The following is a 25,926-nucleotide window of genomic DNA, read 5'->3' on the forward strand; positions in this document are numbered from 1 at the left end:
TAGGGAAGCGATCTCCGGACGTACAGCTAAAGATTTTTACGTACCCTTAGCGCAGCTGAAGACGGGAGTGGGACGGTGGAGCTTCCCCTCGACCAGGTGCGGACCCTGCTGGCGGTGGTGGACGAGGGCACGTTCGACGCGGCGGCCGCGGCCCTGCATGTGACGCCGTCGGCGGTCAGCCAGCGGGTGAAGGCGCTGGAGCAGCGGACCGGCCGGGTGCTGCTGCAGCGGACCAAGCCGGTACGGCCGACCGAGTCGGGCGAGGTGCTGGTGCGGTTCGCCCGGCAGTTGGCGCGGCTGGAGCGGGACGCGCGCGGCGAGCTGGGCATGAGCGGTGCCGGAGAGCCGACCCGGGTGTCGGTCGCGGTCAACGCGGACTCGCTGGCGACGTGGTTCCTGGCGGCGCTGACCGGGCTGCCGCGGGTCTTCGTCGAACTGCGGCGGGAGGACGAGGACCACACGGCCGCGCTGCTGCGGGAGGGGCTGGTGATGGCGGCGGTGACCTCGTCCCCGGATCCGGTGCCGGGCTGCTCCGTGCGGGCGCTGGGGCGGATGCGGTACCTGCCGGTGGCGGCGCCGGAGTTCGCGGTGGAATGGGTGACGGGGGCGCTGGTGGAGGCGCTCGCCGAGGCGCCGGTGATCGTGTTCGACCGGGTGGACGACTTCCAGGACGGGTTCGTACGACGGTTGGGGGGTGCGGGCGCGAGTGCGCTGCGGCACTACGTGCCGACGTCGGAGGGGTTCGTGGACGCGGTGACGGCCGGGCTGGGGTGGGGGATGGTGCCGGAGCCGCAGGCGGAACCGCGCTTGCGGGAGGGGCGGTTGGTGCGGCTCGGTGATGCTTTGTGGGTGGACGTGCCGTTGTACTGGCAGCAGTGGAAGCTGGATTCACCTGCTTTGGGGGCGGTTGCGGAGGCGGTGGTGCGTACGGCGGGGGGTGCGTTGCGCCGGCCGTAGGGGGTCTGTTGGTGGTGGGGCGGGTGCGGGTGGGTGGGGGCTGGTCGCGCCCACGCGGCGGAGCCGCATATTTACACAGCCCCGCGCCCCTTTGGGGCGCGTTTCCGTCGGGGCGTCTACAAGGACCGTCCCGCGCTGTCCAGGAGCATCTCCAAGGCTGCTGGATAGGCGCTCGTCACCATGCGCTTCGCCAGCAGGGGCGCCGCTTCCGCGATGCGTGGGTGGGTCGTGTGCGGGAGGCGGGCGTAGGTGGACTGCCACTTCTCCTCGTCGGCGCGTTGGGAGTCCTTGGGGAGGGCAAGGGACGCCGCGTCCAGGGCGGCGAAGGCGAGGGTCTGGTCGATGAAGGCGTGGTAGACGCGTACGGCTTCGGGCAGGGGGAAGCCGGCGGTGCGTAGGACGTCGAGGATGGCCTCCTCGGCGGCGAGTTCGTGGGCGCGTCCTGTCACGCGGTTCGTGGTCAGGAGGGCGGCCTGCGGGTGGGCCACGTACTGGGCGTGGACGCGCAGGCCGATGGTGCGCAGGTCGGTGCGCCACTCCCCCGTCGGCGCCCAGCCGGCCAGCGCCTGGCCGATGAGGGCGTCGCCGATCGCCAGGGTGAGGTCGTCCATGCCCCGGAAGTAGCGGTAGAGGGTGCTGGGGTCGCAGTCGAGGGCCAGGCCCAGCCGGCGCGCGGTGAGGCCCGCGCTGCCGTGCTCGCGCAGCAGGCGCAGCGCGGCGGCCACGATCAGGTCCTCGGACAGCACGGTGCCGGCGCGGGTGGGGCGGCGCCGGCGGCGCTTCTCCTCCGGGACGACCGGTTTGGGCATCGCACACTCTCCTGGCGTCCAGTCTTATGCCAACGCCATTGACCTTACGTGACGACCGGGCGTTTGATTCCGGCCAAGGCGCGCCCGTACCCGAACCCCTGTCTGTGGAGGAGATCCCCGCATGCGTGTACTGCTCGTGGGAGCCGGTGGTGTGGGCACCGCCGTCACCCGGATCGCGGCCCGTCGTCCGTTCTTCGAGGCGATGGTCGTCGCCGACTACGACCCGGCCCGCGCCGAGGCCGCCGTCGCGGCGGCCGGCGACGGCCGGTTCCGGGCCGAGCGGGTGGACGCCGGTGACGAGGCGGCCGTGGCCGCGCTGCTGGCCCGGCACGGCTGCGACGTGCTGCTCAACGCCACCGACCCGCGCTTCGTCATGCCCCTGTTCCGGGCCGCCCGCACCGCCGGCGCCACCTATGTCGACATGGCGATGTCGCTGTCCCGGCCGCATGCCGAGCGCCCCCACGAGGAGTGCGGGGTCAAGCTGGGCGACGAGCAGTTCGCGCTGGCCGGGGAGTGGGAGCGGGCGGGCGCGCTGGCGCTGGTCGGGATGGGGGTGGAGCCCGGGATGTCCGACGTGTTCGCCCGGTACGCGGCCGACGAGCTCTTCGACGAGATCGAGGAGATCGGCATCCGCGACGGCGCGAACCTGACGGTGGACGGCTATGACTTCGCGCCCTCCTTCAGCATCTGGACCACGATCGAGGAGTGCCTCAACCCGCCCGTCGTGTACGAGAAGGGACGCGGGTGGTTCACCACCGCCCCGTTCAGCGAGCCCGAGGTGTTCGACTTCCCGGCCGGCATCGGGCCGGTGGAGTGCGTGAACGTGGAGCACGAGGAGGTGCTGCTGGTGCCGCGCTGGGTGGACGCCCGGCGGGTCACCTTCAAGTACGGGCTCGGGCAGGAGTTCATCGACACGCTCAAGACGCTGCACCTGCTGGGCCTGGACGCCACCGCGCCGGTGACCGTGCCGGGGCCGGACGGGCCGGTCGCGGTGTCGCCCCGGGACGTGGTCGCGGCCTCGCTGCCCGATCCCGCGACGCTCGGCGACCGGATGCGCGGCAAGACCTGCGCGGGGACCTGGGTGCGCGGGACGAAGGACGGGCGGCCGCGCGAGGTGTATCTCTACCACGTTGTCGACAACGAGTGGTCCATGGCGGAGTACGGTAGTCAGGCCGTGGTGTGGCAGACGGCCCTCAACCCGGTCGTCGCCCTCGAACTCCTGGCCACCGGCGCGTGGTCGGGCTCGGGCGTCCTCGGCCCGGAGGCGTTCCCGGCCCGCCCGTTCCTCGACCTGCTGACCGAGTACGGCTCGCCCTGGGGCCTGCGCGAGCAGTGACCGCCCGCGTTTTCCAAGGGACTTGGCCGTTTCGACCGCGTCCGCGGTGGTGACCCGGAGCCGAGCAACGTGCACCCGAAACGGCAGAGTCGACTTGGATCGCAGGTGACTTCGATGGACGACTGGCGAGAGCACGCCGAGTGCCGCGACGAGGACCCCGACCTGTTCTTCCCGATCGGTACCACCGGCCCGTCGCTGCAGCAGACGCGGCGCGCGAAGGCCGTCTGTGAGCGCTGTCCGGTCCAGGACCCGTGTCTGCGCTGGGCGATGGGGACCGGGCAGACCGTCGGCGTCTGGGGCGGGACGACCGAGGCCGAGCGCCGGCTGCTGGCCCGGCGCAGGCAGGCGGCGGCGCGCCGGTTCAGCTGACGTCGGCCGGGGCCTCGGCCGCCGGCAGCCGCAGGGTGAACTCGGCGCCCTTGCCCGGTTCGCTGCGCGCCTCGGCGGTCCCGTCGTGGGCGGCGACCAGGTGCCGGACGATCGGCAGGCCGAGCCCGCTGCCCCCGGTGCGGCGGCTGCGGGACTTCTCCGCCCGCCAGAACCGCTCGAAGACGTGCGGGAGATCGTCGGGGGCGATGCCCTTGCCGGTGTCGGTGACGGTGAGGAGCACGTCGGCGCCGTCCCGGCGGGCGGTCAGCGTGACCGTGCCGTCGGCGGGGGTGTGCCGGATCGCGTTGGAGACCAGGTTGCCCAGCGCCTGCCGCATCCGTACCGGGTCGGCGTCCAGCCAGACCGTGTCCTGGGCGTCGGTCAGCAGGGCGACCCCGGCCGCGTCGGCGGCGACCCGGTGGGCGGCGGCGACCTGGTCGAGCAGGTCCGCGGCCCGGACCTGCTCGCGGTGCACGCGCAGGGTGCCGGCGTCGGCGGCGGCCAGGTCCTGGAGGTCGTCGATGATCCGCTGGAGGACCAGGGCCTCCTCGTGCAGCGAGGACAGCAGTGCCGGGTCGGGGTCGACCACGCCGTCCCGGGTGACCTCCAGCCAGCCCCGGATGTTGGTGAGCGGGCTGCGCAGTTCGTGGGCGATGTCGCTGACCATCGCCTTGCGCTGCTCCTCCAGGCGTTCCCGGCGCTCGGTGAGGTCGTTGAACGCCTCGGCCAGCAGCCCGGTCTCGTCCCGGGTCCGCACCGGTGCCCGGACGTGCAGTTCGGGGGGCTGCCGCGCGGCGACCGTGAGCGCGCGCAGCGGTCGTACCAGACGGGTGGCGACCACGGCGGTGACGGCGACGGTGACGGCGAGGACCAGGCCGGCCGCGCCGACGATCCGGGCCTTGTTGGCCGGGGACATGTCGAAGCGGGGCGCGGTCTGGTCGCCGATGCCGAGGAAGAGTTCGGCGGCGGGGGCGACATAGGGTTCGAGCTGGGTGCGGCGGGCGTTGGTGACGCAGTTCTTCGCGGACTGGTCCGTCGTCCGCTCCATGCCCTTTCCGTCGGCGCTCTTCCTGGTGACCAGGAAGGCTCCGGAGACGGGGTTGCGGCCGGTCGTGTCGTAGGTGAGGGAGAGCTCGGCGCCGAGGTCCAGGTCCCGGGCGCGCAGGCAGGGGCGGGCCAGGTCCGTCAGCGCGGCGAGGGCCTTGGTCTCGGTGGGCATCGGGAAGTCGAGCGCGTCGCTCGTGTCGGCGGTCGACTCGCCGTAGACGTTGCCGCAGCCGACCTTGAGTTCGAGGGGAGCGTCCCGAGCGTCGTCGACGATGACGTGGGGCCGCCCGCTCGGGGTGTGCTGGACGGTGGTGTGGACGCCGAAGCGGTCGAAGCAGGACTGCTCCTTCTGCGCGACCGCCTCCAGCTTGGCGCGCTCCTGCGCGGTCAGCAGGAACGGGCCCACCGCGCGCGGGTCGATGCCGCTGAGCTGGGCGCCGAACTCCGTGTAGGTGTCGGTGTGCAGCGGGTCCACGGCGGCGGCCGGCCGGGGCGGCAGCGGGGTGTCGTGGGGCGCCGAGTCGGCGATCAGGGTGCGGTCGGGGGTGGTCAGGGCGATCCGGCGGCCGGTCTTGGCCGCCAGCGCCCGCACGGTGTGCTGGACGCCGGTCCAGTCGGGGTGGTCCGCCGCGTACCCGCTGAGCTGGGCCAGGATCTTGTTGTCGGCCGCCAGGTCCTGCCCCTGCTCCTCCTCCAGCGCGCTGGTGGTGGTCGTCACGGCGAGCCAGGCGGTGGCGGCGACGGAGCACACGGCGATCAGGACCGAGGTGAACAGCAGCCGGACCAGCAGCCGTTTGCGCCAGGGTATGCGCGGCTTCACGGGCGGCCGCCGCTCAGCTTGTAGCCGACGCCGAACACGGTCAGCAGCCGTACCGGCCGCCGGGGATCGGCCTCGATCTTCCGGCGCAGGTTCATCACGTGCACGTCGACGGCCCGTTCGGTGGAGGACCGGTCGAAGCCGCGGGTGCACTGCAGCAGTTGCCGCCGGGTGAACACCCGGTCGGGTTCCCCGGCCATGGCGAGCAGGATCTGGAACTCGGCCGGGGTCACCTCCACCGGTATCCCGTCGCAGCGGACCTCGTGCCGTACGGGATCGACGCTGAGGCCGGCGGCGATCACGGCGGGCTCCTCCCGGACGGCGGCGGCCCGCCCGCTGCGCCTGAGGATGGTCCGGATCCGGGCCATCAGCTCCCGGGGGCTGTACGGCTTGGTCATGTAGTCGTCGGCGCCCAGTTCCAGGCCGAGCAGCACGTCCTCCTCCTCGGAGCGGGCCGTGAGCATCAGTACGGGGATCTCCGGGTCGCCGCCGCGCAGCACCCGGCAGACGCCGAAGCCGTCGATCACCGGGAGCATCAGGTCGAGCACGACCAGGTCGGGCCCGAGCCGGCGCGCCGCGTCCAGCGCCGCGGCCCCGTCGTGGACCACGGTCGCGGTATGGCCCTCGGCCAGCAGGGAGCGCCGGATCAGCTCGGCCTGCATCTCGTCGTCCTCGGCGACCAGCACATGTGCGCACACGAGTTCGGATCCTAAGCGGAGTACCGGCGGTCTACCGGGCGAGCCAGTCGGCGTGCCCCATGACCACGACCGGATGCCGGTCCGGGTCGAGGGTGCGCAGCAGCTCCCTCATATGGGCCTTCGCGACGCTGACACAGGCGTGGGTCGGGCCGCCGTGGTCGACGTGCAACCAGATCCCGCCGCCCCGGCTCGCGCCCAGCGGCCGGGTCCAGTCGAGCGGCGAGGTCCCCGGCTCGCGGTTGTAGTTGATGGCGACGACGTAGTCGAAGGAGCCCTCCAGCGGCTCGCCCTCGAAGCCGGTGCCGGGCGAGTAGAAACCGGAGGACTGGTGGTAGGGCAGCCTGCTCCCGGGGTCCCGGAGCAGCCCTCCGGCGTCGGTGAGCCCGTAGACCCCGACGGGCGAGCGCAGGTCCCCGGCCACATGCTGGTCGCTCCAGCCGTCCCTGCCGTTGTGCGCGGGCCAATGGGCGCCGGGCTGCCAGGCGGTGTCGTCGCGCTCGTAGAGGACGACGGTGGACAGGGGCGAGTCCTTGCCCCGGCCGCTGGCGACGACGACCTGTTCGGCCCGCTCGGGTATCGCGGCCGTGGTCCTCGGTCCGAGCCCGGGTATGCCGGTTGCCCGCGAGGTGCTGCTCTCGGGTGTGGGGGTGGCCGTCGTCCCGGCCGCCGGGACGACGGCCGGGCGGCTGTCGTCCGGCCGGTTCGGCGCGGCCTCGGCGCCGCCCCCGCAACCGGAGAGCAGCAGGGGGGAGGCGACGAGGGCGACGGCGGTTCTGCGATGGATCATGGAGCGAGCGTGGCGCAGATTTGTAAGGAACTCGTCAGGATTCAGGCCTGGTTCGGCTTGCCCTGCTGGTACAACCAGGTCTGGAAGAGCGGACCCAGGTCCTTGCCCGACTCCTTCTCGGCCAGCTTCACGAACTCCGCGGTCGTGCCGTGCCCGTAGCGGTGCTGGGCGGCCCAGGCCCGCAGGATCCGGAAGAAGTCCGTGTCCCCCACGGCCTTGCGCAGCTCGTGCAGGGTCATCGCACCCCGCTCGTACACCGGTGTGCCGAAGATGTTCGCCCCGCTGCCCGGGTTCCCGGGCGGATAGGCCCACAACCCGTTGCTCGCCGGCTTCGCGTACAGCGCGTCGAAGGTCTTCTGCGCGCTGTCGCCCCCGTGCTGCTCGTCGTACAGCCACTCGGTGTACGACGCGAAGCCCTCGTTGAGCCAGATGTCCTTCCAGGCGGTGACCGAGACGGAGTCGCCGAACCACTGGTGGGCGTTCTCGTGCACGAGCGTGTCCAGGTCCGGCGCCGAGTCGTAGATCGGCCGGCCCTGCGTCTCCAGGGCGTAGCCGACGTCCGGCGCGTGGTCGACGATGGACCCGGCGGAGCGGAACGGGTACGGCCCGAACAGCTTGCTCTCCCACTCCAGCACCGACGGCAGCTTCTTCAGCACGGCCGCCGAGCCGCTCGCCTCCCGCGGGTCGACCGCGTTGTACACCTTGATCCCGTCCCGGGTGGTGTACTGCTCGACCTTGAACTTGCCGACGGTCGCGGTGGCGAGATAGGCGGCCATCGGCTCGCTCTGCCGCCAGCGGAAGGTCGTACGGCCGTCGGACGTGTGCTGCCCGAGGAGGACGCCGTTGGCGACGGCGGTGCGCCCCTTGGGGACGGTGATGGTGAAGTCGTACGACGACTTGTCCTTGGGGTGGCTGTTGGCCGGGAACCAGGTCATGGCGCCCTGCGGTTCGCCCGCGACGAAGGCGCCGTCGTCGGTGCGGATCCAGCCGTCGTCCGAACCGTCCGGGTCGGTGACCGACTTGGGTGTGCCGTTGTAGGCCACGGTGACCTTGAAGTCCCGGCCCTTGGCCAGTGCCCGCGACGGGGTGACGGCGAGTTCCTGTCCGCTGCGGCTGAAGCGGGCCGTCCGGCCGTCGACGGTGACCCGGGTGACCTTGAGGCCCTTGAGGTCGAGGTCGAAGCGGGTGAGCTTCTGGGTGGCGCGGGCGGTGAGGACGGCCTTGCCGTCGAGGTGATGGGAGGCGGTGTCGTAGCGGAGCGTCAGGTCGTAGTGGCTGACGTGGTAGCCGCCGTTGCCGCTGAGCGGGAAGTACGGGTCGCCCGCGCCGGAGGCGCCTATGGTGCCCGCCGAGGCCGGTCCGGCGGCGGCGAGCAGGGCCGCCACGGCGACCGGGACGGTGGCGAGGACGGCCTCGCGGCGGAGGACTGCGGTACCGGTACCTCTGCTTGCACCCAGCACATGCGCTCCTTCGAAAGGGGGGTGGCCGATGATCAGTGGCCCACAGACTAGGCGCGCGGGCGTCTGTGCTTCCCCCTCATTCTGGTCAAAGCGAGCCGCGTCGGCAGCCGGTGGCGCGGGCCCGCCGCGTACGCTCGCGGCACCGTCGCCGACCCGAGAGGTGCCCGACCGTGAGCGTGCGCGTCCGCAGGATCTACGAAACGCCCGAGCCCGAGGACGGGGTCCGGGTCCTGGTGGACCGGCTGTGGCCGCGCGGGATGTCCAAGGAGGACGCGCACGTGGACGAGTGGCCCAAGGGGCTGACGCCGTCGAACGAGCTGCGCCGCTGGTTCCACGACGGCGGCTCGTACGAGGAGTTCACCCGCCGTTACGAGGCGGAGCTGGCCGCCCCCGAGGCCGCCGGGCTCCTGGACGGCCTGCGGGAGTCCGCCCGCAAGGGCCCGGTGACCCTGCTCACCGCGTCGAAGACCCCGGAGCGGAGCCACGCCACGGTGGTGGCGCGGCTCCTCTCCGAGTAGGTCACGCGGTCTGCTTCGCCGCCGCGCGTCCGGCCGCCCGGCCGGAGAAGAGGCAGCCGCCGAGGAAGGTGCCCTCCAGCGCGTTGTAGCCGTGCACTCCGCCGCCGCCGAAGCCGGCCACCTCGCCGGCCGCGTACAGCCCGCCGATCGGCTGCCCGTCGGCGCCGAGGGCGCGGGAGTCCAGGTCGGTCTGGATGCCGCCGAGCGTCTTGCGGGTGAGGACGTGCAGCTTGACGCCGATCAGCGGGCCGGCGGCGGGGTCGAGGATGCGGTGCGGGGTGGCGACCCGGCCCAGCCGGTCGCCGATGTAGCGGCGGGCGTTGTGGATGCCCTGGACCTGGGAGTCCTTGCTGTAGGAGTTGTTGATCTGCAGGTCGCGGGCGACGATCTGGCGCCGGATCTCGGCCGCGTCGAGCAGGGCCTTGTCGGTGAGCCCGTTCATCTTCTCGACGAGCTGTTCCAGGGAGGCGGCGGTCACGAAGTCCGCGCCCTTGTCGAGGAAGGCCTGCACCGGTCCGGGCGCGCCCTTGCCGAGCAGCCGGTCGCGGAGCACGGCCTTGCGGTCCTTGGCGGTGATGTCGGGGTTCTGCTCGGAGCCGGAGAGCGCGAACTCCTTCTCGACGATCTTGCGGGTGAGGACGAACCAGGAGTGGTCGTGTCCGGCGATGTCCTCGGTGGTGCGCAGGTGCTTGAGCGTGTTGAGGGTGTCGTAGCCCGGCAGGCAGGGGTCGGGCAGCCGGCGGCCGAGGGCGTCGAGCCAGATCGAGGACGGGCCGGGCAGGATGCGGATGCCGTGGCCGGGCCAGACGGGGTTCCAGTTCTGGATGCCCTCGGTGTAGTGCCACATGCGGTCGCGGTTGACCAGGCGGACGCCCGCCTCGGCGCTGATGTCGAGCATGCGGCCGTCCACGTAGGCGGGGACGCCGGTGACCATCTCGGCGGGGGGCGTGCCGAGCCGCTCGGGCCAGTAGCGGCGGACGATGTCGTGGTTGGCGCCGATGCCGCCGGAGGTGACGACCACGGCCTGGGCGGTGAGCTCGAAGTCGCCGATCCGGTCGCGGTTGGAGGCGACCCCGCGCGCCGAGTCGTCGGCGGCCAGGACCGTGCCGCGCACCCCGCGCGCCTCGCCGCCCTCGATGACGAGTTCGTCGACCTGGTGGCGGTGGTAGAAGGTGAGCAGCCCGTCGCGGGCGGCCTGCCGGGCGTAGCCCACGAAGGGCTCGACCACACCGGTTCCGGTGCCCCAGGCGACGTGGAAGCGCGGGACGGAGTTGCCGTGGCCGTGGGCCCGCAGGTCGCCGCGTTCGGCCCAGCCGACGGTCGGCAGCAGGCTGATGCCGTGGCCCTGCAGCCAGGGCCGCTTCTCCCCGGCCGCGAACTCGACGTAGGCGCGCGCCCAGCGCACCGCCCAGGAGTCCTCGTCGTCCTCTCGGTCGAACTGGGCGCTGCCCCGCCAGTCGCTCCAGGCCAGGTCGAGGGAGTCCTTGATGCCGAGGCGGCGCTGTTCGGGCGAGTCGACGAGGAAGAGCCCGCCGAAGGACCAGAACGCCTGGCCGCCGAGGTTGGCGGCGTTCTCCTGGTCGACCAGGGCGACCCGCCTGCCCCGGCTGGTGAGTTCGTGCGCCGCGACCAGGCCGGCGAGGCCGGCTCCGACGACGATGACGTCCGCGTCCATGGCGACGCCTTTCTTATCCGAATCGGGTGCTGCCGTCGGTCAGCAGCGCGGTGAGCAGTTGCTTGAGCCAGGCACGGGCCCGGTCCACGTCCTTGTCGAGCAGCAGCTGGGTGGTGACTCCGTCGTACGCGGCGACCACGGCGTGCGCGGCGCCCTCGACTCCGCCCAGGACGGCGGGGAGCGGGGCGTGGCCACGGGCCCGGAAGAGCCGGTCGGCGATGGCCTGCCGCAGCCGGGCACGGTGGTCGAGCAGGGCTTCGGCGACGGCCGGGTCCCGGGCGGCGTGCACCAGGAAGTCCGTCTTCACCAGCAGCCAGTCCACGTCCAGGAGCAGCACGTCGGTGACCCGGTCCACGGAGGCCGGTACGTCCAGGTCGGGGCCGTCGCCGGCGAGCGCGTCGGCGACCTGCTCGGCGATCAGCTCGGCGCGCTCCCGGTAGAGGGCGAAGAACAGTTCGTCGAGGGTGGCGAAGTTGGAGTAGAAGGCGCCCCGGCTGAACCCGGCGGCCTCGCAGACCTCCTCGATGGAGACCCGCCCGAAGCCCTTGGCGGCGAACACGGTGAACGCCGCGTCGAGCAGCCGGGCCCGGGTGCGCACCCGGCGCCGGGTCACCCGCTGGGGCGCGCCGTCCACGGTCATGTGCCGACCTCCGTTCGATACGCGAATGTATCGGATACATGAATGTATCGAAAGAGCCCTGACGGGCCTGATCGGAATTGAAAGGGAACAGATTTTCGATTAAGGAGTACGCTGGCTCCATGGCCACGCACCTCCAGGGCTCCCTGTTCGACCAGACCGACGAGCTGCGGCTCGGTCCCCTCGACGGCATCGGCCGGACCGTGCTGGGCTACGGCGCCTGGATCGACGTGCTGCCCGGCTGGCTGAGCGGCGCCGACGTGCTGTTCGAACGCCTGGCGGCGGACGTCCCCTGGCACGCCGAGCGCCGCACCATGTACGACAACGTCGTGGACGTACCGCGCCTACTGGCCTTCTACGGCGCGGGCGACCCGCTCCCCCACCCCGTCCTCGCCGAGGCCCGCGAGGCGCTCACCCGGCACTACGCCGGCGAACTGGGCGAGCCCTTCGCCACGGCCGGGCTCTGCCACTACCGCGACGGCCGGGACAGCGTCGCCTGGCACGGCGACCGGATCGGCCGGGGCGCCCGCGAGGACACCATGGTCGCGATCCTCTCCGTGGGCGCCCCCCGCGACCTGCTGCTGCGCCCGCTGCGTGGCGGTCCCTCGGTCCGGCGCCCGCTGGGACACGGCGACCTGATCGTGATGGGCGGCTCCTGCCAGCGGACCTGGGAGCACTGCGTACCGAAGACGGCACGGGCCGCCGGACCGCGGATCAGCGTCCAGTTCCGGCCGCACGGCGTGCGCTGACGCCGGTCCTCCCTGACGGCCGCCCCACGCCATCTGGTTGGCTGTGTCCATGCACGCTGAGGTACACGAAGTCGGCAAGGGCACCTACCTGGTGCACGGACACCACACCAACTGGGTGATCCTCAAGGACGGTGACGCCGTCACGCTGGTGGACACCGGTTACCCCGGGGACCGGGAGGGGCTGCTCGGCTCCCTCGCGGAGGTGGGCAGCTCACCGGAGGCGGTCACGGCCGTCCTGATCACCCACGCGCACAACGACCACCTCGGCTCGGCCGAGTACCTGCGCCACACCCATGGCACCCCGGTCTATCTGCACGAGGCGGAAGTGCCGCACGCGCGGCGGGACTTCCTCCAGCAGGTGGCCGTGGGCGACGTGCTGAAGAACGCCTGGCGGCCCGGTGTGGTGCCCTGGCTGGTGCATGTGCTGAAGGTCGGCGGCACCGAGCAGCACCCGGTCACCGCCCCCGAGGCGTTCCCGGTCGCCGACGGTCCGCTGGACCTGCCGGGCCGCCCGGTCCCGGTGCACACCCCCGGCCACACCGACGGGCACACCGTCTACCACCTGCCCGAGGCCGGGATCGTGATCTCCGGCGACGCCCTGGTCAGCGGGCACCGCACCTCACGGATCCAGGGGCCGCAGCTGCTGCCCGACATGTTCCACCATGAACGCGCCCGCGCGGTGGCCTCCCTGGACCTGATCGCGGAACTCGACGCCGACGCGCTGCTGCCCGGGCACGGGCCCCTGCACCGGGGGGCCGTGAAGGCGGCCGCCCAGCAGGCCCGCGCACGCGCCGTCTAAGGTTCGGGCCATGGCATTGCAGATCAGCGCCACCAACCCGGAGCACCCCGCGCTCCTGCTCGAACTCCCCTGGGACGTCCCGCTGGAGGAGTGGCCCGAGGAGTACCTCGTGCCGCTCCCCCGCGGTATCTCCCGGCACGTGGTGCGCTACGCCCGCGCGGGCGACGAGGTCATCGCGGTGAAGGAGCTGGCGGAGCGCCCGGCGCTGCGCGAGTACGAGCTGCTGCGCGACCTGGACCGGCTCGCGATCCCCGCGGTCGACCCGCTCGCGGTGATCACCGGCCGTCTCGACCCGGACGGCGAACCGCTGGAGTCGGTGCTGGTCACCCGGCACCTGGGCGGCTCGATGCCGTACCGCTCGATGTTCGAGACGACCATGCGCCCGGCCACCATGCACCGCCTCATGGACGCCCTGGCGGTGCTGCTGGTACGGCTGCACCTGGCCGGGTTCGCCTGGGGCGACTGCTCGCTGTCCAACACCCTGTTCCGGCGGGACGCGGGCGCCTACGCGGCGTACCTGGTCGACGCCGAGACCGGCGATCTGCACCCGCAGCTGAGCAACGGGCAGCGCGACTACGACCTCGACCTGGCCCGGGTGAACATCAGCGGCGAGCTGCTGGACCTGGAGGCCTCGGGCGCGCTGCACCCGTCGCTGGACCCGATCGAGTTCGGTTTCGAGATCTGCACGCGCTACGGCGAGCTGTGGGAGGAGCTGACCCGGACCTCGGTGTACCCGGCGGGCAAGTACCACTACATCGAGCGGCGGATCCGGCGGCTGAACGAACTCGGTTTCGACGTGGCCGAGATGCAGATCGAGCACTCCTCCAACGGCGACAGCGTCACCTTCGTGCCGAAGGTCGTCGACGCCGGGCACCACCAGCGCCAGCTGCTGCGGCTGACCGGCCTGGACGCCGAGGAGAACCAGGCGCGGCGGCTGCTGAACGACCTGGAGAGCTGGATGGCCACCCAGGACGACTACGCCCCGGGCGACCCGCTCGCCGCCCGCCCCGAGGTGCTGGCCCACCGGTGGGTGCGGGACGTCTTCCGCCCCACCGTGCGGGCCGTGCCGCTGGAGCTGCGCGGTTCCATGGACCCGGCCGAGATCTACCACGAGCTGCTCGAACACCGCTGGTACCTGTCCGAGCGGGCCCAGCACGACATAGGTCTGGACAACGCGGTCGAGGACTACATCGAGAACGTGCTGCCGAAGGCGCGGGAGACCCTGGAGCCGGTCACGCCCGAGTGAGCGCGGGCGGGCGTCAGTCGTGCGGCACCACGGCCACCGGGCAGTCGGCGTGGTGCAGCACGCCGTGCGCGACCGAGCCGATGCGGGCGCCGACCGCCGTCCGGTGGGCGCGCCGGCCGACGACCATCAGCTGGGCCCGTCCGGCCACCGACAGCAGTACCTGCCCGGCGCTGCCCATCTCCACGTGCTCGGCGACCGGCACGTCCGGGTACCGCTCGCGCAGCGGCCGTACCGCCTCGGCCAGCGCCTTCTTCTCGAACGGTTCCAGGCCCCCGGTCTCGTCCAGCAGCTTCAGCGAGCCGGGGCTGTAGGCGAAGACCGGCGGCAGGGTCCAGGCCCGGACGACCCGGACCGTCGCCCCACGGGCCGCCGCCGTCCCGAACGCGAACTCCAGCACGGCCGCGCTGTCCTCGGGCCCGCCCTGCTGGCCGACGACGACCTCCCGCCCGCCGGCCTCGGCCGCCGGCTGGTCCCCGGCACGCACCAGCACCACCGGGCGGGCGGCCTCCGCGATCACCTGCTGGCCGACGGAGCCCAGCAGGAACCCGACGACCCGTCCGTGCCCGCGCGAACCCAGCGCAAGCAGCTCCGCCCCGGCCGCCGCCTCGACGAGCACCTCGACCGGACCGCCCTCGACGACGTCGACGCTCGCCGAGAGGTCCGGATACCGCCCCGTCACGGCCCGCACCGACTCGGCCACCCCGTCGGACACCCAGCCGCGCTGGGCCTCCCGGTCCTCGCCGAGCGCCTCGTGCGCCTCGAACCGCCAGGCGTGCACCACCCGGAGCGGCAGCCCCCGGCGCACCGCCTCCCGGGCCGCCCAGTCGAGAGCGGCATGGCTCTCCTCCGTCCCGTCGACCCCTGCCGTGATCGGGCGTGTCATGCGCCGGCCTCCTCGTCGGTTCCGCGTCTGCGCGATCAGTGTTCCGCACCGCGGGCCACCAGGTGTGCACCGGCGTACAAGAGCGAAGGCGGAGGCGGGCGATCGAACATACGGTGACTCCTCCCCCGGCTGAAGCCGGGGGCTTCTCGTTACCAGTCGCTTGAAGGATCCCCCTCCGCGGCAGGCCGTCTCTTGGTCAGCCGGGCTGCAGGACGAAGTCGTACTCGGCTTGCAGATACGGCACTTCAAGCGTGCTGCCGTCGGGGGCGGCGCCGCCGGCGGGTCGTTCGGTGAAGGAGGTGATCAATGCGTCCTTGGTTCCGAAGACGACGTCGGATTCCAGGTACTCGCTGCCCTCCTGGAACAAGTGGGTGATCAGCTTGCGGTAGTCGGGTTCGTCGATGAGGAAGTGGACGTGTGCGGGCCGGAAGTAGCTGATGTCCGTCTTGCGCATCAGGTCGCCGACAGGGCCGTCCATGGGGATGGCGTAACCGCGCGGCGCGATGGTGCGGATGCAGTACGTGCCGTCCTCACGGGTACGGTACTTGGCCCGCAGACGGGCCTCGTCGATCTCGGGGAGCTGGGCTTCGTAGGCGCCGTCGGCGTCGGCCTGCCAGACGTCGAGCACGGCGCCCGGGACGGGCCTGCCCTCGATGTCCGTCACCTTGCCGGTGAAGAACAGCGGTGTGCCCTCGACGCCGTCCGACATGTCGAAGCCGTAGGGCGCGGTCGGCGAGCCGTCGACGTGGAACGGGCCGAGCACCGTGGCGGGGGTCGCCTGCGGCGCGAACCGGTTGTTCAACTGCACGACAAGGGTGCTCAGTCCGAGCACGTCGGAGGTGAGGATCAGTTCCTGTCGCTTGTCGTCGCAGGTCTGGCCGGCCGCGGTCAGCCATTCGATCGCGGCCATCCACTCGTCCTCGGTGAGCCGCACCTCGCGCGCGAATTCGTGCAGATGACGGACCAGCGCGGTCATGAGCTCGCCCAGCCTCGGGGAGTGCGCAGTGGCCCAGCGCTGAGCGGCCAGGTCGGTGATGTTGTCCTCGTCGACGAACACGGTTGCGGCTCCTTGGTCTGCGGGCGGTTGCGGTGCTGGGCGTGCGGCGGTCGCGGGGTCAGTCCTCGCGCCGTCCTTCCACGAGGGGCTTGGGGGCGTAGGGGTCCGGTGGGACGGGGGTGTTGTTGAGGTCGACGGACAGGAAGACGTCCTGGGCGACCGGGTGGCGCAGTTCCTCGGCGAGCTGGCCGATCAGCCCGGCGGTACGGGCCAGCAGCGCGAAGCCGCGCAGCAGGGGCAGCGGGAGGCCGAGGTCTGCGAGTGCGGCGCCGCAGACGCCGGCTCCGTTGAGGGGAAGTGTTCTGTTCAGCACGGCCGGGTGGACTCGGCCGATGGCGGCGAACAGGTGCAGGTGCGGTCCGAAGACGCCTTCCTCCTGTGCGATGCGCATCAGCCGCGGTGTGCGGGGGTCGCCCTCCTTGTGTACGTGGTGTCCCAGGCCGGGGACGAATTTCCCGGCCGCGCGCTGCTCCCGGACGGTGCGCAGGGCGAGTTCGTCCCAGCCGGCCTCGTGGGTGGGCAGGGCACCGTCGAGGGACTCCAGTACGTCGTGCAGGAAGCGACCGGTGTCCTCGGTGACTCCGAGGAAGCGGGAGCCGCCGCCGAGCAGGCCGGCGGCGAGGGCGCCCTGGACCGAGTCCGGTGCGGAGAGGTAGGTCAGGCGGGTGACGATGGCGGTGGGGGTGAAGCCGTGGTCGGCCAGTGCGGCGAGGACGGCCTCGAAGACGCGTGTCTCGCCGGGGGTGGGCCGCCGCTGGGTGGCGAGCCAGAAGGCGAGTTCGCCGAAGCCGACCGAGCCCATGATGTCCTCGGCCAGGTCGTGCCCGAGCAGGGTGATGGTCTTCAGGTCGGAGGCGCCCAGTGCGGTGGGGTAGGCGGGGCGGGGTGCCGGCTCAGTCATGGTCGGTCCCTTCGGCTTCGGACAGCCACTCGCGCAACTCCTCGCCGTGTTCGTCGAGTTCGGGTGGTGGCAGCCGGTAGGCGGCGGGAGTCGCGGAGAACCGGATCGGATGCCGGGTGGTGGGCACCGCGCGGTCCCCCTCCCCCACGGTGACGACCGGGTCGAGTCCGAAGCGCTCGGCCATGGCGAACCCGCCGTCGATGGTGTTGATCGGTCCGCTCGGCACGCCGGCCTCCACCAGTGCCTCGAACCATTCGGTGGCGCCGCGCGTCACCAGCCTCTCGACCAGCAACGGCCGCAGCTGCTCGCGGTGGGCGGTGCGGTCGGCGTTGCGGGCGAACCGCGGGTCGTCGGCGACCTCCGGTATGCCGAGTACTTCGCACAGCTTGCGGAACTGGCCGTCGTTGGCGGCGGTCACGATGAGGTCGTTGTCGGCGGTGGGCAAGGGCTCGTAGGGGAAGACGCTGGGGTGGGCGTTGCCCATCCGGTACGGCACGGTGCCGCCGGCGATGTAGGCCGAGCTGTGGTTGACCAGTCCGGTCAGGGCCGAGGACAGCAGGTTCACCTCGACGAGCTGGCCCGCGCCTGTGGCGTCCCTGTGCCGCAGTGCGGCGAGGATGCCGATCGCGGCGTGATTGCCGGCCATGACGTCGAACACGGATATCCCGGCCCGGTAGGGCGGCCCGTGCGGGTCGCCCGTCAGGCTCATGAGCCCGGAGATGGCCTGCACCATGAGGTCGTAGCCGGGGACGTGGCGGCCGGGCCCGGCACCGAAGCCGGTGATCGACGTGTAGATCAGACCGGGGTTGTCCCGGCGGAGCGACTCGAAGTCCAGGCCGTACTTGGCCATGCCGCCGGGCTTGAGGTTCTCGATCAGGACGTCCGCCCGGCGGGCGAGCTTCCGGGCGACCTCGGCGTCGGCCTCGTCACGCAGGTCGAGGGCGATCGAACGCTTCCCCCGGTTGATCCCGAGGTAGTAGGTCGAGACGTCGCCGCGGGTGGGGGGCGTCCAGGTCCGGGTGTCGTCGCCGTTCGGTCCCTCGACCTTGACCACGTCGGCCCCCAGGTCGGCGAGGAGCATCGTGGCGTACGGCCCGGCGAGGATCCGCGAGAAGTCCGCGACCAGCACCCCGGAGAGCGGTGCCGCGGTGCCCTGCTGGGCGGACTTGGTGCTCTGTGACATCGTTCTCGCCTCCGCGTCCGCACAGCGGACGATCGTCCGGACAGCGATTCTGGGTCCTGTGGGGAGAAGGCGTCAAGACTTCACGCCCGCGCCCGCCGGCCGGACGGCGTGCGGTGCGGACTCCAGCCGGGCGAAGTCCACGCTGATCTCGCCGGCGGCCTGAAGGAGAAGCGGGAGGTGGTCGTTGAGGAGCACCTCCACCGAGGTCTCGGCGGCGTGCGCGTTGACGTTGACGCTCGCGACGACCCGGCCCGAGCCGTCCCGCAGGGGGGCGGCCACCGAACGGATGCCCCTGGCCAGTTGCTCGTCGGTCATCGCCCACCCCCGCGCGCGCACCTCACGCAGCTCCGCCTCCCACTCGGCCCGGTCCGGGCGCCACACGGACTCCAGGCCGGAGCGGCTGGGTTCGGCGAGGATCCGGGCCACGTCGTCGGGCGGCAGGGCGGCCAGCAGGACCTTGCCCAGCGAGGTGGGCAGCGCGGGGAAACGGGTGCCGATCTGCACGGCGAGGGTCACGATCTTGGGCACCGAGACCCGTGCGACGTAGACGATGTCCGAGCCGTCGAGCTGGGCGATCGAGCAGGACTCGTTCGTGCGCTCGACCAGCCATTCCAGGTGTGGACGGGCCACGTCCCACAGCCCCATCGAGCGGACGTAGGCGACGCCGAGGTCCAGGACGCGCGGGGTCAGGGCGAAACCGCCGGCCTGGGGGCGTACGTATCCCAGCTCGGCCAGGGTGAGCAGGATCCGGCGCGCGGTGGGCCGGGCCAGTCCTGTCGCGGTGGCCACGTCAGTCAACGACATCACGGGCTGCCGGGGCTGGAAGGCGGTGATGACCTCCAGGCCTCGGGCCAGCGCCTCGATGAAATCGGGCCCGGTTCCTTCACGCGGCATGGTCGCTCCTCCGGATGTCTTCGAATGCACTGTGCATGCGTCCGCCTGGCGGACAGTTCATCGCAGGCACTCTACGCAGGGAAACAGACTCCTGTGTCCATGGTTCGGCGTCAATGGCTCCCATCCGACCGTGGAGCGGACAGTGTCTATCAAAACTGGGTGGAGTTCGGAGTACGCGCAGTATTGACAGCGATCGGCGGCCTGATAACCATCAGGCAGCAACAAGTGGCCGTGATACGGACACCTGTCCGTCATAGCGTGGGAGATTCAGTGATGAGCCAGTCCACCCCATTCCAGGCGGGACGTCCCGTCGTCTTCCGCGGCGGCACGGTGCTGCCCATGGACCGCGCGCGACGGGTGCTCACCGACACCGACGTGCTCGTGACCGGCGACCGGATCACCGCGGTCGGCCCGCGGCTCGCCGTCCCGGAGGGCACGACGGAAATCGATGCGTCCGGCGGCATCGTGATGCCCGGCATGATCGACACGCATCGGCACATGTGGCAGACGGCGATGCGCGGTTACGGCGCCGACTGGACCCTCACCCAGTACTTCGTCTGGTACTACCTCGAACACGGCAAGACCTTCCGGCCCGAGGACGTGCACGCCGGCAACCTCCTGGCCGCCGTCGAAGCGCTGGACGCCGGGGTGACCACGGTCGTCGACTGGTCACACGGGCTGCAGACGGTCGACCACGCGGACGCGGCCGTGGACGCGCTCCAGTCGGTGCCCGGACGGTTCGTCCTCGCCTACGGCAACATCCAGCAGGCTCCGGCGCAATGGACCGCGGCACCGGAGTTCCGGGACTTCGTGAGCCGCCGCATCACCGGCGACGACATGCTGGGCTTCCAGCTCGCCTTCGATGTCACCGGCGACCCCGCCTTCCCCGAGAAGCCGGCCTTCGAGGTGGCCCGTGACCTCGGTGTCGCCGTCACCACCCACGCCGGTGTCTGGGGCGCCACCAACGACGACGGCATCCGGCTGATGCACGAGCACGGATTCATGAAGCCCGAGACGGTTTACGTACACGCCTCCACCCTGTCGGCCGACTCCTACCACCGCATCGCGGCCACCGGCGGCTCCATATCGGTTTCCACGGAGAGCGAGCAGAGCGCCGGCCAGGGCTATCCCACGACCTGGGCGATCCGCTCCCACAACATCCCCGTCTCCCTGTCGATGGACACGAGCGTGTGGTGGAGCGGCGACCTGTTCTCCGCCATGCGCACCACACTCGGCGCCGACCGAGCGCGCGAGCACCTGGAGGCCCACGCCGGCGGTGAGACCGTCACCCACTGCGCGCTGCGCGCCGACCAGGTGGTGGAGTGGGCGACGCTCGGCGGTGCCAGGGCTCTCGGCCGCGAGCAGGACCTGGGCAGCATAGAGGCGGGCAAGAAGGCAGACCTCGTGCTGCTGAAGAACGACCACTCGCCGGTCTCGTTCCCGGTCCTCAATCCCTACGGCCATGTGGCGTTCCAGGCCCAGCGCGGCGACGTGCACACCGTGGTCGTCGACGGCCGGGTGGTCAAGCACGAGCACCGGCTGCTCGGCGTCGACCTGGCCGCGGTGCGGCGCACGGTCGAGCAGACCGTGGAACACCTGCGGTCGGCCATGGGCGAGGAAGCATGGGCGAAGGGCATGAACCCGGACGTCCCCGAGACGAAGGTGCTCGACAACCCCTACACGTACACCGACTACCGCAGCACCTCGACGCACAGCCACTGAACCGGCCCAGCCGACGCGACCCCACCTCGGCCGCAGCCGCCTCCCGCGGCACACTACACAACGCCAAGTCCGCCGCCTCCGCCCCCTCTCCCGCCACCCTCGACGCGCGCCTAGCTCCCGATCACGCTCGCCACGACGCACACAAGCTTCGAAATCGGCGCCGGATCACCGCACGCGACCGCCGTCGCCTCAAGCAGCAGCCAAATGGCGGGTCGCCTGCAGCCCATGGCGGCCGCCCGCGCCTGACCGCGCGACCGCGGCATCGACTGGATGCCCTTCAGCCAGGACGAGATCCGCCGGGATCTCGCCTGCGGCATCGGCCTCGACGGACACTGGCACGGCTGGTTCGACGTCCGCGTCGATGCCGCCGCCCTGCGACGGCTCGGACTCCACCCAGACCAGCCCACCGCCCACGTGAACAGCCCTTCCCCCGCCTCAATGGTGGCACGCCGCCGCAGAACGCAACGCTCCCTGACACCACGAAGCTCGTCTCTGAAACAGGCCCTAGCCTCCCTGTCTCGCTTCGGGCGGCTGAGCCGGTCTGTGGGGTGCGGTCGATTGCTTGTCGTAGGTTGGCATGGCTGGGGCCCGACGCGTGGGTCGGGTGCTCCAGAGTTCCTCGGTCGTGGGTGGGCAGGAACTCCCGCGGTTCAGGTGGCTGGCTGGGGCAGGTTCGCAACGCGGGTGAATGCGCCGGTCAGCTCGTCTCGCCAGGGCCAGGTGGCGGAGATCCGTAGGCGGAGGCGGTGGCCAACTCGCTGTCCAGGAGCAGGGTTTGAGTCCAGGCCAGCAGGTCTGCACCGGCCAGTGCCAGTTCGAGCCAGGCGGCGTACCTCCAGATGCTGCAAGGAGCCCTCGCCGTAGGGAGTGTCGGTGAGGAAGATCCGCTCAGGACTTCGGCACCGCCGTAAGCGAAACGCGCAGACTGGTGCGCACCGAGGGACAGAGCAATGCCCGTGCAACCACAAGGAGTTGAGGGACCGTACAACCGACCCCCGGAACACAACCTGAACCCGACCCGAAGTCGGCCCGAACTCAGACAGTCCCAGGTATCACAAGCCCCGACTCGTACGCCACGATCACCAGCTGCGCCCGGTCCCGCGCTCCCAACTTGCCCATGATCCGGCTGACATGGGTCTTCGCGGTCAGCGGGCTGAGTCCCAGCGCGTCGGCGATCTCGGAGTTGTTGAGACCGCGCGCGACCAGCGCGAGCACCTGCCGTTCCCGTTCGGACAGCCCGCTCGGCCCGCCCACCGCGGATGTCGTCGCGGTGTTCGGCGCGCGCAGAAAACGGGCGATCAGCCGCGAGGTGGGACCGGGCGAGAGGAGGGACTCGCCCGCGGCCACCGTCCGGATGGCGTCGAGGAGTTCGGCCGGCCTGATGTCCTTCACGAGGAAGCCGGACGCCCCGGCCCGCAGTGCCTCGACGACGTTCTCGTCGGTCTCGTACGTCGTCAGGACGAGCACCTTCACCCCCGCGAGATCCTGGTCGGCGGCGATGAGCCGGGTCGCCTCGATCCCGTCGAGGTCGGGCATGCGGATGTCCATCACGACGAGATCGGCCCGCGCCGACCGGGCCAGTGCCACGGCCTCCCTCCCGGTGCCCGCCTCGGCGACGACCTCCATGTCCCCGGCCGACGAGACGAGCATCGCGAAGGAGGCCCGTACGAGGTTCTGGTCGTCGGCCAGCAGTACGCGGATGGTCATCGGACCTCGCCCTCCCGGGACAGCGGCAGTGTGGCGGTCACCTCAAAGCCCTCGGCGGGCCCCGGACCGGCGTCCAGTGTGCCGCCCACGCTACGGGCCCGCTCCCGCATTCCGACGAGCCCGTACCCCGGCGGACCGTCGCACGGGCCCACCCCGCCGCCCGTCCCGTCGTCCCCGCCCGTCCCGTCGTCCCTGACGCTCACCCGCAGTGCGCCGTCCGCGGTCCACAGCCCCACCCGCACGGTGAGGTCCTCGCGGCCACCGTGCCGTACGGCGTTGGTGAGCGCCTCCTGCACGATCCGGTACGCGGCGGCGCCCACGGAGGGCGGTATGCCGTCCGCGCGGACGGACAGTTCGACCTTGGCCCCGGCCACCCGGCCGGTCTCCGCGAGACCGGCCAGTCCGTCGATCCCGGGCAGCGGCCCCCGCAGGTCAACGGCCCCCGACACGGAACCGGCCCCCGCTCCCGGATCCGCGCCCACTCCCACGGCCGTGTCATGCGCCCGCAGCACCTCCAGCGTCGTACGCAGTTCCCCTCGGGCGATCCGGCAGGTCCCCGCGATGTCGTCCAGTGCCTGGGCGACGGCCTTGCGGTCGAGGCGCTCTGGGTCGGCGGTGAGGACGTGGGCCGCCACGGACGTCTGCACGCCGATGAGCGTGATGCTGTGGGCGAGCAGGTCGTGCAGGTCACGGGCGATCCGCAGCCGTTCCTCGGCGACGCGGCGCCTGGCCTCCTCCTCCCGGGTGCGTTCGGCCCGCTCGGCCCGCTCGACGATGGAGGCGACGTACAAGCGGTAGTAGCGGACGGCGATACCGACGAACAGGACCGCGATGATCCAGCCGGAGATCTCCAGGGAGTCCAGCGCCTCGTCCTGGTCGGTGATGCCGTTGCTGATCACTGTCGAGCCGAGGATGGCGACGCCGGTGAGCAGCGTGCGGCGTACGGCGCCGGTCGCCGCGACGGTGTAGAGCGCCAGGACGATCGCGGGGACGGGCAGGGCGGGGTTGTAGTCGAGGGCGTAGTACGGAGCCATGCAGGCCACCACCCCGAGCAGGGCCACCACCGGACGGCGGCGCCGCCATACGAGGGGCAGGTGCCCGGCGAGCAGCAGCATCCAGCCGAGATGGCCGGGCCGGATCCCTTCGCCGCCGCCCATCAGGGGGGTGATGGCTACGGCGAGCACGGCGACGCCCAGCGCGAGGACCGCGTCGTTGCGGGTGCGGTGCGGTGCGGTCAACGGTTCGCGGTTGATGGCGGACATGACGCGCTCGACGCGACGGGGCCGCCCGCCGCCACCGGCCGCCGTCTCCGCCGCCGACCGGTCGCGTACCCCTGTGGTCGTTCCCCGCTCTTCCACGGCTCCATCTTCCGGTACTCGTGCGGGAACCCGGGCGCCGCTCCGGAAGGAGAGACACCCGGGCGGGCCCGGCGGATCAAGGTGCTCGATCGAGGCGTTCGCCCAACGTGCTCAGGGTGCGCCGACGGTTTCCGGCTGCCGTGGCGGCTCGGTCGGTGCGGCCGGCCCGGGCTCCCGTGAGAGCACGCCCGGCCACCACACCTTGCGGCCCAGGGCGACGCTGGCGCTGGTCACCAGGTACGTCCGTACGAGGAAGGTGTCGAGCAGGACGCCGACGGCGATCACGAAGCCGAGCTGGACCAGCTGCACCAGGCCCATGTTCGTCAGCACGGCGAAGGTCGCGGCGAGGACGAGTCCGGCGGAGGCGATGACGCCACCGGTGGTGCGCAGCGCGGTGAGTGCCGCCGCGGCCGGTTCCGCTCCCGCCAGGGACTCCTCCCTCATCCGGTGCATGAGGAAGATGCCGTAGTCGACGCCTAGGGCGACCAGGAACACGAAGGACAGCAGACCGAGCCCCGGATCGGTGCCCTTGAGGCCGAGGAGCGGTTCGAAGAGCAGTCCGCCGATCCCGAGGGAGGCGCCCCACACCGCGACGACCGCGACCACCAGGAGCAGCGGTGCGACCAGGCTCCGCAGCAGTCCGATCAGGATGAGCAGCACGGAGACGAGGACGAGCGGTACGACGATCTTCGTGTCCCGGGCGTTGGTGGCCTCCAGGTCGATCTGCTGGGCGCTGTCCCCGCCGACGTAGGAGCCCTTCAGTTCGTCCCGCAGGGACTTGATGGTGGCGGTCTCCCCCGCCGACTGGGGTGCGCTCTTCGCGAAGACGGAGATCTCGGTCCAGCCGTCTCCCGTACGCCCCTTCTCCGCGCTGCCGACGCCCGGCGTGCCGCGGACGGTCGCGAGGGTCTCGTCGGCGCGCCCCTGCGGGGTGATCACGTCGATGGGCTGGCTGCCGCTGTCGGGAAAGGACTTGGCGAGGGTCTCCATCGCGACGACGGACTCCGGCTTCTTGACGAAGGAGTCCTCCTGCTTGAGCGCTCCCGGCAGGTTGAGCGAGCCCAGCGCCAGGGCGCCGAGCAGTACGGCACCGCTCGCGAGTACGGTCAGCGGCCGACGTCCGGCAGAGCTGCCCATCGCCGAGAACAGGCTCCGCCGCTGCTTGGGCGTGCTCCCGAAGGCGGGCACGAGCGGCCAGAACACCCGCCGTCCGACCAGTACGAGGATGGCGGGGAGCAGGGTCAGCATCGCGATCAGCGCGCACAGCACACCGACCGTGCCGAGCGGGCCCATGCCCCGGCTGCTGTTGAGGTCGGCGGCGAGCAGGCACAGCAGTCCGGCGGCGACGGTGCCGGAGGAGGCGAGCACGGCGGGCCCGCAGCCACGCAGGGCTGCGACCATGGCCTCGTACGGTCGCTCGATGCGCCGCAGCTCCTCCCGGTAGCGCGCGACGAGCAGCAGCGCGTAGTCCGTGCCCGCCCCGAACACGAGGATCGTCATCACCCCCGAGCTCTGCCCCGAGACGGCCGTGCCGAAGGCCTGGTTGAGGCCGTAGGCGACGCCCATCGACATGTAGTCGGCGATCCCGGCGACGACGAGGGGTACGAGCCACAGCACGGGGCTGCGGTAGATCAGGATCAGCAGTACGGCGACGACGGCGACGGTGGTGTAGAGCAGCGGTCCGCCGAGCGAGTCGTAGACCGCGCCGGAGTCGGTGCCCAGCGCGCCGGTGCCGCCCACATCGACGCTCAACCCGCCTTCGCCCTGGGCGACTTCGCGAACGTCGGTGACGAGCTTGTCCTGCTTCTCCTCGTCCGCCCCGGGGTCGTTGCTGGCGACCGGGTACATCAGGGTCGTGCCGTCCTTGGACGGAATGCCCTGGGGAGTACCGCCGATCAGCTTGTGCTGCCGGCTGATCTCCGCGACCTGCCCGGCCGCGGTCTCCCGGTCGGCGGCGCTGAGCCCGCCGTCCCGGTGGTAGACGAGCACCATCTCCGTGGTCTCGCCCCCGGGCAACTTCTCCTCGATCCTCGCCACTTGCGTCGAGTCCGCGCTCGCCGGCAGGTAGTCGGTGACCTTGTCGTGCTGCACGCTGCCGAGCTTCGCCGCGAACGGCCCGACGAGCGCGATCACGGCAATCCACAGCCCGAGCACCGCCCATGGAACGGTTCGCCCGCGCCCCGGCCCCAGCCTCGTCGTAGTGGTTGTCTTTCCGGCCCTCATTGACCGAACTCCCTCCGGATGACGTCTGCTTCGGTCCCCAGACTTCCGGTGAGAGCCACGGCTTTCGTCGGGCGGGAGGGCGAGGTGACGCGTA

23 protein-coding genes and 2 pseudogenes are annotated in these 25,926 nt (G+C 71.7%); 9 read left to right on the forward strand and 16 right to left on the reverse strand.

Features of this window, described 5'->3' with window-relative positions; translation table 11 throughout:
- Positions 1-75 precede the first annotated feature (75 nt).
- Positions 76-957 (forward strand): LysR family transcriptional regulator ArgP, encoded by an 882-nt coding sequence (locus ACIPSJ_RS47020; RefSeq protein WP_401355696.1) that lies wholly within the window; start codon positions 76-78, stop codon positions 955-957.
- A 116-nt stretch (positions 958-1,073) separates the two neighbouring features.
- On the opposite strand, the gene ACIPSJ_RS47025 is transcribed toward ACIPSJ_RS47020, so the two are convergent.
- Positions 1,074-1,766: a TetR/AcrR family transcriptional regulator gene (locus ACIPSJ_RS47025; RefSeq protein ID WP_401355699.1), complete on the reverse strand. Its 693-nt coding sequence runs from the start codon at positions 1,764-1,766 to the stop codon at positions 1,074-1,076.
- Positions 1,767-1,887: 121 nt separating this feature from the next.
- On the opposite strand from ACIPSJ_RS47025, the gene ACIPSJ_RS47030 reads away from it, so the two are divergent.
- Together ACIPSJ_RS47030 and ACIPSJ_RS47035 are read left to right on the forward strand one after the other, a co-directional pair.
- Complete coding sequence (locus ACIPSJ_RS47030) at positions 1,888-3,102, forward strand: saccharopine dehydrogenase family protein (RefSeq protein WP_401355702.1); 1,215 nt, start codon at positions 1,888-1,890, stop codon at positions 3,100-3,102.
- A 114-nt stretch (positions 3,103-3,216) separates the two neighbouring features.
- Entirely contained in the window at positions 3,217-3,471 is a 255-nt protein-coding gene (locus ACIPSJ_RS47035) for a WhiB family transcriptional regulator (RefSeq protein ID WP_355720086.1), read from the forward strand.
- Here the strand turns inward: ACIPSJ_RS47035 and ACIPSJ_RS47040 are convergent.
- From ACIPSJ_RS47040 to ACIPSJ_RS47055, 4 genes are read right to left on the reverse strand one after another with little or no spacing between them, the layout of a single operon-like run.
- Positions 3,464-5,338, reverse strand: coding sequence for an ATP-binding protein (locus ACIPSJ_RS47040; RefSeq protein WP_401355705.1), 1,875 nt, complete (start codon positions 5,336-5,338; stop codon positions 3,464-3,466). The genes ACIPSJ_RS47035 and ACIPSJ_RS47040 overlap by 8 nt on opposite strands.
- Positions 5,335-6,033 carry a response regulator transcription factor gene (locus ACIPSJ_RS47045; protein ID WP_401355708.1) on the reverse strand — a complete coding sequence of 233 codons (699 nt, stop codon included), beginning with the start codon at positions 6,031-6,033 and terminating at the stop codon, positions 5,335-5,337. Before ACIPSJ_RS47045 ends, ACIPSJ_RS47040 begins: the two co-directional genes overlap by 4 nt.
- A 31-nt stretch (positions 6,034-6,064) precedes the next feature.
- A complete protein-coding gene (locus ACIPSJ_RS47050) occupies positions 6,065-6,820 on the reverse strand; it encodes a hypothetical protein (protein ID WP_401355710.1) in 756 nt (251 codons plus the stop codon).
- A gap of 41 nt (positions 6,821-6,861) precedes the next feature.
- Complete coding sequence (locus ACIPSJ_RS47055) at positions 6,862-8,280, reverse strand: M1 family metallopeptidase (protein WP_359224765.1); 1,419 nt, start codon at positions 8,278-8,280, stop codon at positions 6,862-6,864.
- 170 nt (positions 8,281-8,450) lie between these two features.
- On the opposite strand from ACIPSJ_RS47055, the gene ACIPSJ_RS47060 reads away from it, so the two are divergent.
- Entirely contained in the window at positions 8,451-8,798 is a 348-nt protein-coding gene (locus ACIPSJ_RS47060; protein WP_359224763.1) for a DUF488 family protein, read from the forward strand.
- A 1-nt stretch (position 8,799) separates the two neighbouring features.
- Here the strand turns inward: ACIPSJ_RS47060 and ACIPSJ_RS47065 are convergent, their stop codons facing one another.
- Positions 8,800-10,473, reverse strand: a complete 1,674-nt coding sequence (locus tag ACIPSJ_RS47065) for an FAD-binding dehydrogenase (protein ID WP_401355714.1) — start codon at positions 10,471-10,473, stop codon at positions 8,800-8,802.
- 13 nt (positions 10,474-10,486) lie between these two features.
- Complete coding sequence (locus tag ACIPSJ_RS47070) at positions 10,487-11,113, reverse strand: TetR/AcrR family transcriptional regulator (RefSeq protein ID WP_355720105.1); 627 nt, start codon at positions 11,111-11,113, stop codon at positions 10,487-10,489.
- Between the two features lie 119 nt (positions 11,114-11,232).
- On the opposite strand from ACIPSJ_RS47070, the gene ACIPSJ_RS47075 reads away from it, so the two are divergent.
- From ACIPSJ_RS47075 to ACIPSJ_RS47085, 3 genes are read left to right on the forward strand one after another with little or no spacing between them, the layout of a single operon-like run.
- Positions 11,233-11,859 carry an alpha-ketoglutarate-dependent dioxygenase AlkB gene (locus tag ACIPSJ_RS47075; RefSeq protein ID WP_401355717.1) on the forward strand — a complete coding sequence of 209 codons (627 nt, stop codon included), beginning with the start codon at positions 11,233-11,235 and terminating at the stop codon, positions 11,857-11,859.
- 49 nt (positions 11,860-11,908) lie between these two features.
- Positions 11,909-12,658, forward strand: coding sequence for an MBL fold metallo-hydrolase (locus tag ACIPSJ_RS47080; RefSeq protein WP_401355719.1), 750 nt, complete (start codon positions 11,909-11,911; stop codon positions 12,656-12,658).
- A 10-nt stretch (positions 12,659-12,668) separates the two neighbouring features.
- Positions 12,669-13,904, forward strand: a complete 1,236-nt coding sequence (locus tag ACIPSJ_RS47085) for a DUF4032 domain-containing protein (protein WP_359224754.1) — start codon at positions 12,669-12,671, stop codon at positions 13,902-13,904.
- A gap of 13 nt (positions 13,905-13,917) precedes the next feature.
- Here ACIPSJ_RS47085 and ACIPSJ_RS47090 read toward each other — a convergent pair whose 3' ends face one another.
- The 5 genes from ACIPSJ_RS47090 to ACIPSJ_RS47110 all read right to left on the reverse strand — a co-directional run bounded on the left by ACIPSJ_RS47090 (position 13,918) and on the right by ACIPSJ_RS47110 (position 18,822).
- Entirely contained in the window at positions 13,918-14,787 is an 870-nt protein-coding gene (locus ACIPSJ_RS47090) for a universal stress protein (RefSeq protein ID WP_401355721.1), read from the reverse strand.
- A 196-nt stretch (positions 14,788-14,983) separates the two neighbouring features.
- A complete protein-coding gene (locus tag ACIPSJ_RS47095) occupies positions 14,984-15,844 on the reverse strand; it encodes a dioxygenase (RefSeq protein WP_359224750.1) in 861 nt (286 codons plus the stop codon).
- Between the two features lie 58 nt (positions 15,845-15,902).
- Complete coding sequence (locus ACIPSJ_RS47100; protein WP_401355723.1) at positions 15,903-16,745, reverse strand: citryl-CoA lyase; 843 nt, start codon at positions 16,743-16,745, stop codon at positions 15,903-15,905.
- Positions 16,738-17,928: a CoA transferase gene (locus tag ACIPSJ_RS47105; protein ID WP_359224745.1), complete on the reverse strand. Its 1,191-nt coding sequence runs from the start codon at positions 17,926-17,928 to the stop codon at positions 16,738-16,740. The genes ACIPSJ_RS47100 and ACIPSJ_RS47105 overlap by 8 nt, the downstream gene beginning before the upstream one ends.
- Before the next feature lie 72 nt (positions 17,929-18,000).
- Complete coding sequence (locus ACIPSJ_RS47110; RefSeq protein WP_359224743.1) at positions 18,001-18,822, reverse strand: IclR family transcriptional regulator C-terminal domain-containing protein; 822 nt, start codon at positions 18,820-18,822, stop codon at positions 18,001-18,003.
- A 273-nt stretch (positions 18,823-19,095) separates the two neighbouring features.
- Here ACIPSJ_RS47110 and ACIPSJ_RS47115 point away from each other — a divergent pair, with 273 nt between their 5' ends.
- Both ACIPSJ_RS47115 and ACIPSJ_RS47120 read left to right on the forward strand, forming a co-directional pair.
- Positions 19,096-20,544 (forward strand): amidohydrolase family protein, encoded by a 1,449-nt coding sequence (locus ACIPSJ_RS47115; RefSeq protein ID WP_401355726.1) that lies wholly within the window; start codon positions 19,096-19,098, stop codon positions 20,542-20,544.
- A gap of 270 nt (positions 20,545-20,814) precedes the next feature.
- A pseudogene (locus ACIPSJ_RS47120) lies at positions 20,815-21,019 on the forward strand (hypothetical protein).
- A 175-nt stretch (positions 21,020-21,194) separates the two neighbouring features.
- Here ACIPSJ_RS47120 and ACIPSJ_RS47125 read toward each other — a convergent pair.
- The 4 genes and pseudogenes from ACIPSJ_RS47125 to ACIPSJ_RS47140 all read right to left on the reverse strand — a co-directional run.
- Positions 21,195-21,370 (reverse strand): annotated as a pseudogene (locus tag ACIPSJ_RS47125) (IS1380 family transposase); the annotation flags it as partial.
- A 209-nt stretch (positions 21,371-21,579) separates the two neighbouring features.
- Positions 21,580-22,251, reverse strand: a complete 672-nt coding sequence (locus ACIPSJ_RS47130; RefSeq protein WP_401355729.1) for a response regulator — start codon at positions 22,249-22,251, stop codon at positions 21,580-21,582.
- Positions 22,248-23,609, reverse strand: coding sequence for a sensor histidine kinase (locus ACIPSJ_RS47135; RefSeq protein WP_401355731.1), 1,362 nt, complete (start codon positions 23,607-23,609; stop codon positions 22,248-22,250). Before ACIPSJ_RS47135 ends, ACIPSJ_RS47130 begins: the two co-directional genes overlap by 4 nt.
- A gap of 111 nt (positions 23,610-23,720) precedes the next feature.
- On the reverse strand, positions 23,721-25,832 hold the full coding sequence (locus ACIPSJ_RS47140; RefSeq protein ID WP_401355733.1) for an MMPL family transporter: 2,112 nt from the start codon (positions 25,830-25,832) through the stop codon (positions 23,721-23,723).
- Between the last annotated feature and the right edge of the window lie 94 nt (positions 25,833-25,926).

The organism is Streptomyces sp. NPDC090088 (genome assembly GCF_044747345.1).
Classification (GTDB): Bacteria; Actinomycetota; Actinomycetes; order Streptomycetales; family Streptomycetaceae; genus Streptomyces.